This window comes from Phycicoccus sp. Soil748 (assembly GCF_001428025.1).
Lineage (GTDB): Bacteria > Actinomycetota > Actinomycetes > Actinomycetales > Dermatophilaceae > Pedococcus.
Genome location: NZ_LMSC01000005.1, coordinates 209,363 through 222,416 on the forward strand (window position 1 = coordinate 209,363; position 13,054 = coordinate 222,416).

Below are 13,054 nucleotides of genomic sequence, written 5' to 3' on the forward strand. Positions count from 1 at the left end.
GATGACGGAGTCAGCCATCGCACCGGTGCAACCGTGTCAAAGGAGACCCGAAATGACCCGCCCGACCTCTGAGGCCGAGTACCTCGCCAGCCTCGTCCCCGCCTCCGTCCGCGGTGTCAGCCGTCGGACCCTCCTGCGCGGCGCCCTGGGCGCCGGCACCCTCCTCGCCGCCCCGTCCCTGCTCGCAGCCTGTGGTGGTGGCGGCAGCACCTCGACCGGCGGCAAGGCCACCGGCACCGTCACGATCGGCTCGAACCAGTCCGACGCCGTGCCGAAGGCCGCCATCCAGGCCGTGATGGACGCCTTCCAGAAGGCGAACTCCGGCCTGACCACCAAGATCAACACGATCGACCACAACTCCTTCCAGGAGAACATCAACAACTACCTGCAGGGCTCGCCCGACGACGTGTGGATGTGGTTCTCCGGCTACCGCATGCGGTTCTTCGCCTCCAAGGGACTCGCCGGTGATGTCTCCGACGTCTGGAAGGACCTCGCGGGCATGTCCGACGCGCTGAAGAAGGCGTCGACCGGCGACGACGGCAAGCAGTACTTCGTGCCCTCGACCTACTACCCGTGGGCGATGTTCTACCGCAAGAGCGTCTTCGAGAAGTTCGGCTACACCGAGCCCAAGACGCTCGACGAGTTCAAGACCCTCGGCACCCAGATGAAGAAGGACGGCCTCGTCCCGATCGCCTTCGGCGACAAGGACGGCTGGCCCGCGATGGGCACCTTCGACCAGCTCAACCTGCGCGTCAACGGCTACCAGTTCCACGTCGACCTCATGGCCGGCAAGGAGGCCTGGAACGGCGACAAGGTCAAGAAGGTCTTCGACACCTGGGCCGGCCTGCTCGACCTGCACCAGCCCGACGCCCTCGGCCGCACCTGGCAGGAGGCCGCCCAGACGCTCCAGCAGAAGAAGGCCGGCACCTACCTGCTCGGCTCGTTCGTCGCCCAGCAGTTCAGCAAGGGTGCCGAGCAGGACGACCTGACGTTCTTCAACTTCCCCGAGATCGACTCGACCATCGGCGCCGACGCGATCGAGGCGCCCATCGACGGCTACATGATGGCCAAGCGCCCGAAGAACGAGGCGGGCGCCAAGAAGCTCCTCGGCTACGTCGGTTCGGCGGACGCCCAGAACATCGTCGTCAAGGCCGACCCGAGCGTCATCGCGACGAACGACAAGGCCGACCAGGCCTCCTACACCGCCCTCCAGAAGAAGTCGGTGGAGTTCGTCTCGCAGGCCAAGTCCATCGCCCAGTTCATGGACCGCGACACCCGGCCCGACTTCGCCTCCACGGTGATGATCCCGGCCATCCAGTCCTTCCTGAAGAACCCCAAGGACATCGACGGCCTGGTCAACAGCATCGAGAACCAGAAGAAGAGCATCTTCAGCTCCTGAGACCTGGGTCTGGGCAGGACGCCCCGGCATCCTGCCCAGACCCGTCGCCGCCCCCACCGAGGAGGTTCTCGTGGCGAGACGCAAGTACAAGGGCATCGACCACCTCAGTTCCGTCGACCGGGTCGTGGTCGCCCTGATGGTCGTGGTGCCCACCCTGCTGGTCCTCTGGCTGGTCTGGTTGCCGGCAGTCGGGTCGGTCCTGCTGTCCTTCACCAACTGGGACGGGATCGGGCCCATCTCCTCAGCCAAGGTCATCGGGCTGAAGAACTACCACGACGTGGTGACGATCTACCCACCGTTCTGGCCGGCGGTGCAGCACAACCTCATCTGGCTGGGGGTGCTGTTCCTCGTCGCGACGCCCTTCGGGCTCTTCCTCGCCGTCCTGCTCGACCGCGAGCTGCGGGGCTCGCGGGTCTACCAGACCGCCATCTACCTCCCGGTCGTGTTGTCCCTGGCCCTGGTCGGCTTCATCTGGCAGCTCATCTACAGCCGTGACCAGGGCCTGATCAACCAGGTGACCGGCGGGACGATCGACTGGTACGGCGACCAGCGCTACAACCTCTGGGCAGCGCTCCTGGCGGCCAGCTGGCGCCACGTGGGCTACATCATGCTGCTCTACCTGGCGGGCCTCAAGGGCGTCGACCCGACGCTGCGCGAAGCGGCCAAGGTGGACGGCGCCAACGAGCGCACGACGTTCTTCCGCGTCGTCTTCCCCGTCATGGCGCCCATCAACGCGATCGTGCTCGTCGTGACGGTGATCGAGTCGCTGCGCGCGTTCGACCTCGTCTGGGTCATCAACAAGGGCCGCAACGGGCTGGAGCTCATCTCGACGCTGGTCACCAGCAACATCGTCGGCGAGGCGAGCCGGATCGGGTTCGGGTCGGCCATGGCCACGATGATGCTGCTGATCTCGAGCGTCTTCGTCGCCATCTACCTCCGCTACACCTTCAAGGAGCAACGATGAGTGCCGTCGTCGAGCCCAACGCCACGACCAAGGCGCTGCTGGGCCAGGGTGGTCGGCCCAAGCCCGTGGGCGGTGGTCGAGGGCGGCTGGCGACCCAGATCTTCCTCGCCGTCGTGGCGCTGATCTGGATCTTCCCGGTGGCGTATGCCGTCCTGGGCAGCTTCCGTGACTACGACTACACGAGCAAGCACGGGTACTTCTCCCTCGGCGGGTTCACGCTCGCCAACTACAAGGACGCGTGGCAGCAGGCGAACTTCACGCACACGATGCTCAACTCGGCCATCATCACCGTCCCGGCCGTGCTGCTCACGCTGTTCCTGTCCTGCTGCGTCGCGTTCGTGGTGGCCCGGTTCTCGTGGCGCTTCAACCTGGCCCTGCTCGGTCTCTTCACGGCGGCCAACCTGCTGCCCCCGCAGGCGCTGCTCATCCCGGTCTACCGGATGTTCCGGGCCATCGAGGTGCCGTTCTGGTTCAGCGACTCCGGCACGCTGCTCAACAGCTACTGGGGCCTGATCGCGGTCAACGTCGCCTTCCAGACGGGGTTCTGCGCCTTCGTGCTCTCCAACTACATGAAGGCCCTGCCGCGCGAGCTCTACGAGTCGGCGGTGGTCGACGGTGCCGGTGTCCTGCGACAGTTCTTCCAGCTGACCCTGCCGCTGTGCCGGCCCCCGCTGGCCGCCCTGGCGACGCTCGAGGTCACCTGGATCTACAACGAGTTCTTCTGGGCGACCGTGCTGCTGCAGTCCGGTGACAAGTACCCCGTCACCAGCTCGATCAACAACCTGCGTGGCCAGTTCTTCACCGACAACAACCTGGTCGCGGCGGGCTCGGTCGTCATCGCCCTGCCCACCCTCATCATCTTCTTCCTCCTGCAGAAGCAGTTCGTCGCAGGCCTGACGCTGGGAGCCACCAAGGGATGACCTCGACCGCCACCTCCACCATGACCCTGCGGTCCGCGGGCACCTGCCTGGTCATGGAGGTCCCGGACGAGGGGCTGCCGAGGGTGCTCCACTGGGGCGCCGACCTCCCCGACGCGGCCGTCGCGGAGCTGCCCGGCCTGCTCGACGGCCCGGTGCCGCACAACGCCCTCGACGAGCCGTGGCCGCTCACCGTGCTGCCCACGGGAGGCGACGGCTGGCTCGGTACCCCGGCATTCGCCGCCCACCGCGCCGGTGGCGCCGCGGCGCCCCGCTGGGTGGCCAGCACGGAGCAGCCGGGCGAGCGCGAGCTCGTGACCACGGGCGAGGCCGGTGCGACCCAACTGGTCGTGCGCCACCGCCTCGACGACCACGGTGTCCTCCGCGTGAGCCAGTCGGTCACCAACCTGGGTCCGGAGGGCGACGCAACGGCCCTCGACCTCGCTGCGCTGCGTGCGGTGCTGCCGCTGCCCTCCCGCGCCACCGAGGTGCTCGACCTCACCGGGCGCTGGTGCCGCGAGCGGGCACCGCAGCGCTCGCGCCTTCGTGACGGCACCCACCTGCGGGCCTCGCGCCGCGGGCGGACAGGTCACGACGCGACGCTGCTGCTCACCGTGGGCACGCAGGGCTTCGGCTTCCGCTCGGGCGAGGTGTGGTCGGTCCACGTCGCGTGGAGCGGCAACCACGAGCACCTCGTCGAGCGGCTGCCCGAAGGGGCTGGTGCCCACGCGGCGGTCCTGGGTGGCGGCGAGCTCCTCGAGGCGGGTGAGGTGCGGCTGGCGCCGGGGGAGACCTACAGCGCTCCAGACGTCGTCTTCCTCCACTCCACCGACGGGCTGGACGGCCTCTCGCGACGGCTGCACCGCAGCCAGCGCGCGACCGCCGCGCACAGCAACGACCCGCGCCCCCTCGTGCTCAACACGTGGGAGGCCGTCTACTTCGACCACGACCTCGACCGGCTCACCGCGCTGGCCAACACCGCGGCCTCGATCGGCGTCGAGCGGTTCGTCCTCGACGACGGGTGGTTCGGCAGCAGGCGCGACGACACCAAGGGGCTCGGCGACTGGGTGGTGTCCACCGACGCCTGGCCCCGTGGCCTGCAGCCGCTCGTCGAGCACGTCAAGCGGCTCGGGATGGAGTTCGGGCTCTGGTTCGAGCCCGAGATGGTCAACGCCGACTCCGACCTCCTGCGCGCCCACCCGGACTGGGTGCTGGGCCCGCGCTCCGGCCTGCCGAGGGCATCGCGCCAGCAGCACGTCCTCGACCTCGCCAACCCCGAGGCAGCGGCCCACGTCGAGGGCCAGATTAGTGCCCTGGTGGGCGAGCTCGGCATCGACTTCGTCAAGTGGGACCACAACCGCGACCTCCACGAGGCGGTCCGGTCCGACGACCGCGGAGTCGACCGCGCCGCGGTGCACGAGCAGACCGTCGCCTTCTACGCGCTGCTCGACCGGCTGCGCGCCGCCCACCCGGACCTCGAGATCGAGTCGTGCGCCAGCGGCGGCGGCCGGGTCGACCTCGGCGTGCTCGCGCGCACGGACCGCATCTGGACCAGTGACTGCAACGACGCCCTCGAGCGGGCCTCCATCCAGCGCTGGACCTCCCTGCTCGTGCCGGCCGAGCTCATGGGCACCCACATCGGCCCGGCGACGGCCCACACGACGCACCGGACCCTCGACCTGCCCTTCCGGATGCTCGTCGCCCTGCAGGGCCACGCCGGCCTCGAGTGGGACATCGAGACCTGCACGCCGGAGGAGCTCGACGCCCTGCGGGAGTGGTCCGCTCTCTACCGCGAGCTGCGCCCGCTGCTGCACACGGGCGACCTCGTACGAGCCGACCTCGCCGAGGAGCAGGGGCTGCTCGTGACGGGCACGGTGGCCGCGGACCGCGCCGAGGCGGCGTACACCGTCCTCCAGGTCCACACGGGGCCGGCCGCCGTACCCGGTCTGGTCGTGTTCCCGGGGCTCGACCCCGAGCGCACGTACACGGTGCGGGTGCGCCCGCAGGCAGGGCTTCCGGCGACGGTGCAGAAGCGGGGCCCGCGGTGGTGGGACGAGGCTCTCGCCGACGGCGTCCGCGTGAGCGGGGCGCTGCTCGGGCGGGTCGGCCTGCCCATGCCGGTGCTCGCCCCCGCCCAGGGGCTGCTGCTCCACCTCACCTGACGCTGCAGCCCACCTGACACAATGACGGGCATGCCTGAAACGCCCGCCCCCGCGGTGCTGCCCCGGATCCTGTCCGGCATGCAGCCCACCAGCGACTCCCTGCACCTCGGCAACTACCTCGGGGCGCTGGTCAACTGGGTGGCGCTGCAGGACACCTTCGACGCCTACTACTTCGTCGCCGACCTGCACGCGCTGACCGTGCCGACCGACCCTGCGGTGCTGCGCCACCGCACGCGGGTCACCGCTGCCCAGTTCATCGCCGGCGGGGTCGACCCGAAGCGGTCGGCGGTGTTCTGCCAGAGCCACGTCACCGAGCACGCCGAGCTCGGCTGGGTCATGAACTGCCTCACCGCCGACGGTGAGGCCCGGCGCATGACGCAGTTCAAGGACAAGGTGGCCAAGGGCCAGAACGCCAACGTCGGGCTGCTCACCTACCCCATGCTCATGGCGGCCGACATCCTCATGTACGACGCGGCCTACGTGCCCGTGGGCGAGGACCAGCGCCAGCACCTCGAGATCACCCGCGACCTCGCCGAGCGCTTCAACACCCGGTTCGGCGGCGGGCTCGTCGTGCCCGACGCCTACATCGTCAAGGGCGCCGCGAAGATCATGGACCTGCAGGACCCGACGTCGAAGATGAGCAAGACGGGTTCGTCCCCCAAGGGCCTCATCGACCTCATGGAGGACCCCGCCAAGATCGCCAAGAACATCCGCTCGGCGGTCACCGACACCGAGGCCGAGGTCCGCTACGACCCCGACGCGAAGCCGGGCGTCTCCAACCTCCTGGTGATCCACTCGGTGCTGTCCGGGACCCCGGTCGAGCAGGTGGCGCTGTCGTTCGAGGGCAAGGGCTACGGCGACCTCAAGAAGGAGGTCGCCGAGGTGGTGGTCGAGCGGCTGACGCCGTTCCAGGCGCGCATGTCCGAGCTGCTCGACGACCCGGCCGAGCTCGACCGCATCCTCGCCGACGGGGCCGACCGGGCTCGCGAGGTCGCTCGGGCCACCATGGCGCGGGTGCGCGACCGGGTCGGGCTGCTCCCCAGTCTTCGATAGGGTCGAACCGTGCCCACCATCGGCGTCTCGATCGCGATCCCGTCGCCCCATGCGGAGATGCTCCAGGCCAAGCGCGCGTCCTTCGGTGACCCCCTCGCGGAGTGCATCCCGACCCACGTGACCCTGCTCCCGCCGACCGAGGTGCCGGAAGGGGAGCTCGAGGCCGCGGTGAAGCACCTCGAGGAGGTCGCTGCCCAGGGCCACCCCTTCCCGATGGTGCTGAGGGGCACCGGCACGTTCCGCCCCACCTCGCCCGTCGTCTTCGTCCAGGTGTCCGGCGGCATCGCCGACTGCGAGCTGCTCGAGAAGGCTGTGCGCCAGGGGCCGCTCGACCGGCGGCTGGACTTCAACTACCACCCGCACGTCACCGTCGCCCACCACGTGCCGGACCCCAACCTCGACCGCGCGTTCACCGAGCTCTCGGGCTTCGAGTGCGCGTTCGAGGTCGAGGAGTTCCACCTCTACGAGCACGGCGACGACGGTGTGTGGCGACCGGTCCGCTCGTTCGCCCTCGGCGGCTGACACGTGCAGACCCTCAAGAGGTGGTGGGCCCGCCTCCAGGCCACCCACGCGTGGCAGGCCTGGAAGCGCTATGGCGACCACCGCGGCAACGTGCTCGCCGGCGGCGTCGGCTACTTCGCCTTCTTCTCCATCTTCCCCGCGGTGGCGCTCGCCTTCACCATCGGCGGCATCGTCCTGCGCGGGCACCCCGAGCTGCTGACCGAGGTCCGCCAGTACGTCGACCAGACGCTGCCGGGGTTCGTGCGCGACGAGCAGCACAAGACCGGGGTCATCCCCATCGCCATCCCGCAGAAGAACGCCCTGACCATCACCGGTCTGGTGGGCCTCGTCGGCCTCGTGCTCGCCGGCCTGGGCTGGCTCGGGGCCCTGCGTGACGGCATCCGCGCGGTGTTCGAGGCTCCCGGCCAGCCCGGCAACGCGGTCATGCTCAAGCTGCGCGACCTCGGCGTCATGGTCGTGCTCGGCTTCGGCGTGCTCGTCTCGGCCGTCGTGACGGTGGCCGCGGGCGGGGTGGCCACCAAGGTCGCCGAAGCAGTCGGCCTGGGCTCACAGTCCTGGGTCGTCGGCGTGGTCGGCTTCGCGATCGGGGTCGTGCTCGACACCGGGTTGACGGCGCTGATGCTGCGTGTCCTCAGCGGCGTGCACATGCCGTGGACCGCACTGCGCAACGGTGCCGTCTTCGGCGGCGTGGCGCTCACCGTCCTCAAGGTCGGTGGCTCGCGGCTCGTGGCCGGCACCACCGGCAACCCCCTCTTCGCCTCCATCGCCGTGGTCGTGGGGTTGCTCGTCTGGCTCAACCTGATCTCCCGGGTGATGCTCGTGGCTGCGGCCTGGGCGGCCAACGACGTGGCGGCGCAGGACGCGGCAGCCAAGGACGCGGCGCGGCTCACCGGGGCGCAGAGGGACAAGCTCGTAGAGGGTCCGGCACCCGAGCCCCTGGACAGCATCCGCGACCGCACCGACGCGGGGCTGCCGACGTTCGGGCAGCGCGCCGCCGACCGCACCTCCGTGGCCGCCGGGGCGGTGCTCGGCGCCGTGGGCACGGTGGCCGTGGGCTCGCTCGCCGGTGGCGTGCGCCGCCTCCTGCGCCGCCGCTGAGGGTCCCTCCGGAGGGAGGGATCAGGCAGGCACCGCCGTACGGCGTCGGAGCCGGTCCCAGAGCGCCCGTTGCAGCAGCAGCGTGAGGACCCCGGCCACCGTCATGCCGACGATGTTGACGCCGAGCTGGGCCGCGGCGCCCCCGAGCTGGCTCCACGCCCCGGAGGCGAGCGCGACGGAGAAGTCCCCGGCTGCGGGCACCGTCGTCACCGAGATGAAGACGCCGACCAGGGCGTTGCTGCGACCCGCCGTGGTCGACAGCACGCCCGCGGCCCCGGCGAGGACCGCGACCACCAGCGACCAGCGGTCCGGCCGCCAGATGAACCCGGTCAGCGGCCGTGGGGAGGCGACCGTCGACGCGTCGATCCACCCGGCGGCGACGGCGGCCAGCGCGATGAGGGTGGTGAGGGCGATGGCGATGACGAACCCGCGCACCAGCAGCCCGAGGGCTCGGGCGGCGAGGCGCCGACGGCCGAGCGCCAGTCCCACGGACAGTGAGGCGACGGCGCTGAACTCCGGCCCCACGACCATCGCCCCGACCACGAGGATCGCCGAGTCCGTCACCACGGCGACCGACGCGATGAGCGTGGCCAGGCACAGGAACGCGTAGTAGGACCACGAGCCGTGCGACTGGCCCTCGGCGGTGTCGCGCACCGCGTCCCAGACCACGGCGTCGTCGGGGGCGCCGGGTGCGTGCTTCTCGGCGGCGACGGCGTTGCGTGACGGCGACGCCTCGACGGCGAGGATGGTGATGCCCCCGCGGTCGTGCAGCCCCAGCCGGTCCAGAGCCCTCAGCAGGTCGTCGGTGGCCTCCCGGGCCACATCCGCCTCCACGAGGTCACCGGCCGGCTTGAGGCTCCCGCCGCGGGTGAGTGCGAGGTTGGCCACGGCGTGGTTGGGCTCGAGCAGCGCGAGCACGTCGTCGGACAGGTCGGGCGGGACGGCCAGGCGCAGGTGCAGCACCCAGCGACCCTAGCCGCAGAGCCGGAGCGCTCGGGCAGCCGGCGCCATTCCCGGCGGAGCGGTGCCGTCAGTGGCGGGCGGCGCGACGCCTGGCGGCAGCGCGCGAGCCGAGGACGCCCAGCAGGGCGGTGATGGCTGCCAGTACCCCGACGCCGAGCCACGGGGCCTGCTCGCGAGGGGCCAGGCCGATGCCCGGCAGCGCCGCGGCTGCTGCGGTCGCCCGGGACTCATCGGGCTCCGGCGTGGACCCAGCAGCTCCGGCTACCGCGGCGGGGGAGGGCGCCGGGGCGGGCGGCGTCGTCACGGTGCCGGGAGCCACCAAGGTGCCCACGGGCCGGGCCTTCGCGGCGTAACGGAACGCCCAGTCGTACATCGCCGCCTGGGGTCGCCACGAGGAGTCCAGCCCGTACATCTCGGTGAGCAGGTAGGTCCTGCCGCCGCGGGTGACCGCCGAGATGTAGGTGCGGTGCGCCGCCTCGGTGTAGCCGTTCTTGACGCCGATCGTGCCCTCGTAGTTGTAGAGCAGCTTGTTGTGGTTGTTGATGACGTAGGAGGCGCGCTTGTGGGTCCTGGGGTCGCGTCGACCCGGGAACGGCGCCTGCTTCGTGGTGACGTAGGTGCGGAAGTCCTGCAGCTTCAACGCTGCCCGGCCGATCAGGGCGAGGTCGTAGGCACTCGACGTCTGGCCCTTGGCGTCCAGGCCGGAGGGGTCGACAGCGACGGTGTCGTGGGCGCCGAGCTGGTCGGCCATGGCGTTCATGGCGGCGATGGTGGCCGTCCGGCCACCGGCCGCGGCAGCCAGGGCGTAGGCCGCGTCGTTGCCCGACGACATCAACAGCGCCTGGAACAGCTGGCGCCCGGTGTAGCCGAGGCCGGGCACGAGGCCGACCCTGGTGCCGTCGGCGTCGGCGTCGGTGTTGGTCGCGACGACCACGCGGTCGGGGGACACCTTCGGGATGAGCGTCAGGGCGGTCAGGGTCTTGAGCGTGCTCGCCGGCCTCAGCCGCGCGTGGGGCGCCTTGGCCGCGATGACCTGGCCCGTGTCGAGGTCGGCCAGCAGCCAGGAGACGTCGCGCAGCGCGGGCGGCCGCGGGACCCCCGGTGGCAGGTCGGCGACCAGTCCGGTGGAGGCGAGGCGGGGACCGCCGACGGACAGCTCGGGCCGCACTGTGTCACGGGGGACGGGCAACGGCGTCGTCGTCGGCTTCGGCTTGGCCGCCGTCACCCGTACGGGCGCGACGGCTGCTGGGGCGACAGCGGCTGGTGCGACAGCTGCGGGCGCGGCGACGGCGGAGGGGGGACCGGCCGCCTGCGCGCCGGGTCCGAGGACGACGACGCCGCCGACCGCCAGCACGAGGCTGGCAGCGGCGGCGGGGGTACGTCGTCGGGGCACGCGGAGAAGTGTGCCTCAGAAGCGGCTGGTCAGGAGGGCTCTCTTGACCTCTTGGATCGCCTGCGTCACCTGGATGCCACGCGGGCAGGCGTCGGTGCAGTTGAAGGTGGTGCGGCAGCGCCACACGCCTTCCTTGTCGTTGAGCACCTCGAGGCGCTGGCTGCCACCCTCGTCACGGCTGTCGAAGATGAAGCGGTGCGCGTTGACGATCGCGGCCGGGCCGAAGTACTGGCCGTCGTTCCAGAACACCGGGCAGCTCGTGGTGCACGCGGCGCACAGGATGCACTTGGTCGTGTCGTCGAAGCGGTCGCGGTCCTGCTGGCTCTGGATCCGCTCGCGGGTGGGCTCGTTGCCCGTGGTGATGAGGAACGGCATCACCTCGCGGTAGGCGTCGAAGAACGGCTCCATGTCGACGATGAGGTCCTTCTCGACGGGAAGGCCCTTGATCGGCTCGACGGTGATGGGCTTGTCCGGGTTGACGTCCTTGATGAGCGTCTTGCAGGCGAGCCGGTTCTTGCCGTTGATGCGCATGGCGTCCGAGCCGCAGACGCCGTGGGCGCAGGAGCGACGGAACGACAACGAGCCGTCCTGCTCCCACTTGATCTGGTGCAGGGCGTCGAGCACGCGGTCGGTGGCGTGCGCGGTGACCTGGTAGCTCTCCCAGTGCTGCTCGCTGTCGACCTCGGGGTCGTAGCGCGCGATGCGGAGGGTCACGGTGAACGTCGGGACGGCGCCGACCTTGCCCTCGGTCCCCTCGGTCTTGGCTTCCACGGTGGCGGTCATCAGTACTTGCGCTCCATCGGCTGGTAGCGGGTCACGGTCACGGGCTTGTAGTCGAGGCGCACCTCGTCGGCGAACAGCGCCGACTCGGCCCCGAAACCCTCACCGGCGAGCGGGGCGCGGTAGGCCATGGTGTGCCGCATGAAGTTGACGTCGTCGCGGGCCTCGTAGTCCTCGCGGAAGTGGCCGCCACGCGACTCCTTGCGCGCCAGGGCGCCGAGGGTGATGACCTCGGCGAGCTCGATGAGGAACCCGAGCTCGACCGCCTCGAGCAGGTCGGTGTTGTAGCGACGGCCCTTGTCCTGCACCACGACGTTGGCGTAGCGCTCCTTGAGCTCGTCGATGACGCCGAGCGCCTCCTTCATGGAGCCCTCGGTGCGGAACACCTGGACGTTGCGGTCCATGGTCTCCTGCAGCTCGCGGCGCAGGTCCGCCACGCGCTCGCCGCTCTCGCGGCCGCGGATGCCCTCGACCATGCCGTCGACCAGCGAGGCGGGGTTGGAGGGCAGCTCCACCCAGGCGGCGTTCGCGGCGTACTCCGCGGCGGCGATGCCGGCGCGGCGGCCGAACACGTTGATGTCGAGCAGGCTGTTGGTGCCCAGGCGGTTGGAGCCGTGCACCGACACGCAGGCGACCTCGCCGGCGGCGTAGAGGCCGGGGACGACGTCGGTGTTGTTGCGCAGCACCTCGGTCTCGACGTTGGTCGGCACGCCACCCATGGCGTAGTGGGCGGTCGGGTAGACCGGCACCGGCTCGGTGTAGGGCTCGACGCCGAGGTAGGTGCGCGCGAACTCGGTGATGTCGGGGAGCTTGGCGTCGATGTGCGCCGGCTCGAGGTGGGTCAGGTCGAGCAGCACGTAGTCCTTGTTGGGACCCGCGCCGCGGCCCTCGCGCACCTCGTTGGCCATCGAGCGGGCGACGATGTCGCGCGGTGCGAGGTCCTTGATGGTGGGGGCGTAGCGCTCCATGAAGCGCTCACCGTCGGCATTGCGCAGGATGCCGCCCTCACCACGGGCTGCCTCGGACAGCAGGATGCCGAGCCCGGCGAGGCCTGTCGGGTGGAACTGGAAGAACTCCATGTCCTCCAGCGGGATGCCGCGGCGGAAGGCGACACCCATGCCGTCACCGGTGAGGGTGTGGGCGTTGGACGTCGTCTTGAAGACCTTGCCGGTGCCACCGGTCGCGAAGACCACGGACTTGGCCTGGAACACGTGGATCTCGCCGGTCGCGAGCTCGTAGGCGACGACGCCGGCCGCGTGCTCGACGCCGTCGGCGCCGGTGTTCATGAGCAGGTCGAGGACGTAGAACTCGTTGAAGAACTCCACGCCCTGCTTCACGCAGTTCTGGTAGAGCGTCTGCAGGATCATGTGGCCGGTGCGGTCCGCGGCGAAGCACGAGCGGCGGACCGCGGCCTCACCGTGGTTGCGCGTGTGCCCACCGAAGCGGCGCTGGTCGATCTTGCCCTCGGGCGTGCGGTTGAACGGCAGGCCCATCTTCTCGAGGTCGATCACGGCGTCGATCGCCTCACGGCACATGATCTCCGCAGCGTCCTGGTCGACGAGGTAGTCGCCACCCTTGACGGTGTCGAAGGTGTGCCACTCCCAGTTGTCCTCCTCGACGTTGGCGAGGGCTGCGCACATGCCGCCCTGGGCCGCGCCGGTGTGGGACCGGGTGGGGTAGAGCTTGGTGAGCACCGCGGTACGCGTGCGGGTCGAGGACTCGAGCGCCGCGCGCATGCCGGCGCCGCCGGCTCCGACGATGACGACGTCGTACTTGTGCGTCTGCATCAGGGTTGGTTCCTTC

Annotated in this window: 11 protein-coding genes; 7 read left to right on the top strand and 4 right to left on the bottom strand. The window is 70.5% G+C overall.

The window, feature by feature from the left end; translation table 11 throughout:
* Window positions 1–52 precede the first annotated feature (52 nt).
* The 7 genes from ASG70_RS03540 (at window position 53) to ASG70_RS03570 (ending at window position 8,115) form a co-directional block, all read left to right on the top strand.
* Window positions 53–1,399, top strand: coding sequence for an ABC transporter substrate-binding protein (locus tag ASG70_RS03540; RefSeq protein ID WP_056882465.1), 1,347 nt, complete (start codon window positions 53–55; stop codon window positions 1,397–1,399).
* Between the two features lie 70 nt (window positions 1,400–1,469).
* Window positions 1,470–2,363, top strand: coding sequence for a carbohydrate ABC transporter permease (locus tag ASG70_RS03545; RefSeq protein ID WP_235531321.1), 894 nt, complete (start codon window positions 1,470–1,472; stop codon window positions 2,361–2,363).
* On the top strand, window positions 2,360–3,283 hold the full coding sequence (locus tag ASG70_RS03550; RefSeq protein WP_056882467.1) for a carbohydrate ABC transporter permease: 924 nt from the start codon (window positions 2,360–2,362) through the stop codon (window positions 3,281–3,283). The genes ASG70_RS03545 and ASG70_RS03550 overlap by 4 nt, the downstream gene beginning before the upstream one ends.
* On the top strand, window positions 3,280–5,442 hold the full coding sequence (locus ASG70_RS03555) for an alpha-galactosidase (protein WP_056882468.1): 2,163 nt from the start codon (window positions 3,280–3,282) through the stop codon (window positions 5,440–5,442). The genes ASG70_RS03550 and ASG70_RS03555 overlap by 4 nt, the downstream gene beginning before the upstream one ends.
* 21 nt (window positions 5,443–5,463) lie before the next feature.
* Entirely contained in the window at window positions 5,464–6,495 is a 1,032-nt protein-coding gene (trpS, locus tag ASG70_RS03560; RefSeq protein WP_082590041.1) for a tryptophan--tRNA ligase, read from the top strand.
* A 9-nt stretch (window positions 6,496–6,504) separates the two neighbouring features.
* Window positions 6,505–7,017: a 2'-5' RNA ligase family protein gene (locus ASG70_RS03565; RefSeq protein ID WP_056882470.1), complete on the top strand. Its 513-nt coding sequence runs from the start codon at window positions 6,505–6,507 to the stop codon at window positions 7,015–7,017.
* A gap of 3 nt (window positions 7,018–7,020) precedes the next feature.
* Window positions 7,021–8,115: a YihY/virulence factor BrkB family protein gene (locus ASG70_RS03570; RefSeq protein ID WP_056882471.1), complete on the top strand. Its 1,095-nt coding sequence runs from the start codon at window positions 7,021–7,023 to the stop codon at window positions 8,113–8,115.
* 21 nt (window positions 8,116–8,136) lie between these two features.
* On the opposite strand, the gene ASG70_RS03575 is transcribed toward ASG70_RS03570, so the two are convergent.
* The 4 genes from ASG70_RS03575 to sdhA all read right to left on the bottom strand — a co-directional run bounded on the left by ASG70_RS03575 (window position 8,137) and on the right by sdhA (window position 13,038).
* Entirely contained in the window at window positions 8,137–9,078 is a 942-nt protein-coding gene (locus ASG70_RS03575; RefSeq protein ID WP_056882472.1) for a DUF389 domain-containing protein, read from the bottom strand.
* A gap of 67 nt (window positions 9,079–9,145) precedes the next feature.
* Entirely contained in the window at window positions 9,146–10,471 is a 1,326-nt protein-coding gene (locus ASG70_RS03580) for a D-alanyl-D-alanine carboxypeptidase family protein (protein ID WP_082590043.1), read from the bottom strand.
* 15 nt (window positions 10,472–10,486) lie between these two features.
* Entirely contained in the window at window positions 10,487–11,254 is a 768-nt protein-coding gene (locus ASG70_RS03585; protein ID WP_056882474.1) for a succinate dehydrogenase iron-sulfur subunit, read from the bottom strand.
* Window positions 11,254–13,038, bottom strand: a complete 1,785-nt coding sequence (sdhA, locus tag ASG70_RS03590; protein WP_056882475.1) for a succinate dehydrogenase flavoprotein subunit — start codon at window positions 13,036–13,038, stop codon at window positions 11,254–11,256. Before sdhA ends, ASG70_RS03585 begins: the two co-directional genes overlap by 1 nt.
* Window positions 13,039–13,054: the final 16 nt, after the last annotated feature.

Excerpts from the sequence above, each read along its gene's own strand:
- ASG70_RS03540 (WP_056882465.1), top strand. The coding sequence starts at position 53 with ATGACCCGCCCGACCTCTGAGGCCGAGTACCTCGCCAGCCTCGTCCCC.
- ASG70_RS03550 (WP_056882467.1), top strand. The coding sequence starts at position 2,360 with ATGAGTGCCGTCGTCGAGCCCAACGCCACGACCAAGGCGCTGCTGGGC.
- ASG70_RS03555 (WP_056882468.1), top strand. The coding sequence starts at position 3,280 with ATGACCTCGACCGCCACCTCCACCATGACCCTGCGGTCCGCGGGCACC.
- trpS (WP_082590041.1), top strand. The coding sequence starts at position 5,464 with ATGACGGGCATGCCTGAAACGCCCGCCCCCGCGGTGCTGCCCCGGATC.
- ASG70_RS03585 (WP_056882474.1), bottom strand. The coding sequence starts at position 11,254 with ATGACCGCCACCGTGGAAGCCAAGACCGAGGGGACCGAGGGCAAGGTC.
- sdhA (WP_056882475.1), bottom strand. The coding sequence starts at position 13,038 with ATGCAGACGCACAAGTACGACGTCGTCATCGTCGGAGCCGGCGGCGCC.